Below are 1,631 nucleotides of genomic sequence, written 5' to 3'. Positions count from 1 at the left end.
CGCATCGCTGATGGCGCTCTCCCCGGTGGCCATGGCCCACGGCACCCACAGCGGTGACCACGGTGACGGGATCGACAAGAGCGCCGAGGGCCTGATCGCCGGCCTCAACGGCAACAACATCAACGTCCCGATCCAGGCCTGCAACAACAACATCCCGCTCAACCTCATCGGGCTGCAGGTCCCCATCGAGGACGCCGCCGCCGCGAACGGCCTCACCGGCGCACTCGGGATCCTCGGATCCGGCACCGCGAAGTCCGGACACTCGGTCACCGACCAGTCCGACAACTGCGCCCAGACCGGCGCCGCCGGAGACACCGTCAAGGGCCACAAGTAACATCCGCACCACCCAGCACTGCTTCGCCGACGGCCCAACCTTCACCACGCCGGCGACCACGCGGTCTGCTCTTCTGTCGAGCAACAGCACACAGACCGCGCACAGGACAGAGCCCCGCCCCGAGGGACCACGGCACTGACCCACAGGGTGCCCACCCCCGGGGCGGGGCTCTCCCACATCCCCGACAGCCCGGCAACGACAACGTCCCGAACCGGCGCCTCTACACTCGCCCACCTCGACCGCACCACCGCTTTGAAGCGCCGCGCTGGCGCCACCCCATAAAACTGGAACTGTTCCAGATAACTCTTAGGAAGCCCCGGGCCCGGGGTAAACGGGGGTGGTGTCCAGGCGCAGCGGTTCACCCGGGCCGGCCCCGTTGCTCACCACTATCGTGACCGCCTGTATCCATCGTGAAGGGAACCCGTCATGCGCCCACTTCCGCCGACGGTTGCGTTGATTGCGCACCTCCTCGCCCGGCTCCTGATCGGCGGTGTCCTGATCGCTCACGGCGCGCAGAAAGCCACCGGGTTCAACGAGGTCGTCACCGCTTTCACCCAGATGGGCGTCCCTGCGCCCGCCGCCGTAGCCGCGACGGCGATGACCATCGAGCTCCTCGGTGGTGCCGCGCTGATCGTCGGGTTTGCCACCACCATCGCCGCCGTCATCGTCGTCGTGAACATGACCGGAGCCGTCGTGCTCGTCCACTCCCCGACAACCGTGTTCGTCACCGACGGCGGCTGGGAACTGGTCGGCGTCATCGCCGCAGGAGCGCTCCTGCTCGCCGCCACCGGCCCCGGACCCTGGGCGGTCGACACCATCCTGGGCACCCGGCGCCACACACCCCCACCCGCGACCTGGCCTGACCCAAGCTGATCTCGGTGAGCATGCTCTCCGGGCTGACCGCGCCCGCTTCGCTCTTGATCAACGCAAGGAGCGACGGACCCGCCCGTCCGGCCACCCCCACGCCCCGACCCGTCGAGGTCTGCTCGCGGTATTCGCGGTCCGCGTCGTCCTCGCCGTCACCGGCGGGGATCAGCGCCCGCAGCCGCTCGGTGACCGGCTGCGGGATCCGCGCGGTGACCCGGATGAACAGGGCCTCCCCGGCGCGGTGCAGCGCCGAGGCCACCATGCTCCTTATCCGCGCCGCAGACGGCGGCTCGATGCGCTCCTCCCGGCACCGGGCCCAGCAGCGCCTGCCGCACCAACTCCGGACCGCACTCGGACGGCGCAATCTGCTCGATCAACCACGCGGTGTGAACCTCTGGACCGGGAACGAAGAGAGGGCGGGAATGCGAAC

3 protein-coding genes are annotated in these 1,631 nt (G+C 69.5%); all 3 read left to right on the top strand.

What is annotated here, in order from left to right; all coding sequences use genetic code 11:
• Positions 1–334, top strand: a 334-nt coding sequence (locus tag Ae331Ps2_RS34450) for a hypothetical protein (protein WP_254864922.1), incomplete at its 5' end; no start/stop codon positions are given.
• Positions 335–760: 426 nt separating this feature from the next.
• Positions 761–1,207 carry a DoxX family protein gene (locus tag Ae331Ps2_RS34445; RefSeq protein ID WP_075313173.1) on the top strand — a complete coding sequence of 149 codons (447 nt, stop codon included), beginning with the start codon at positions 761–763 and terminating at the stop codon, positions 1,205–1,207.
• Positions 1,208–1,212: 5 nt separating this feature from the next.
• The coding region (locus tag Ae331Ps2_RS34440) for a hypothetical protein (protein ID WP_217695662.1) at positions 1,213–1,631 on the top strand (419 nt) is incomplete at its 3' end.

This window comes from Pseudonocardia sp. Ae331_Ps2, from assembly GCF_001932405.1.
Taxonomy (GTDB): domain Bacteria; phylum Actinomycetota; class Actinomycetes; order Mycobacteriales; family Pseudonocardiaceae; genus Pseudonocardia.
The sequence above is the reverse complement of the archived record's forward strand: the minus strand, read 5'-3'. Positions and strand labels throughout refer to the sequence as shown.

Excerpts from the sequence above, each read along its gene's own strand:
- Ae331Ps2_RS34445 (WP_075313173.1), top strand. The coding sequence starts at position 761 with ATGCGCCCACTTCCGCCGACGGTTGCGTTGATTGCGCACCTCCTCGCC.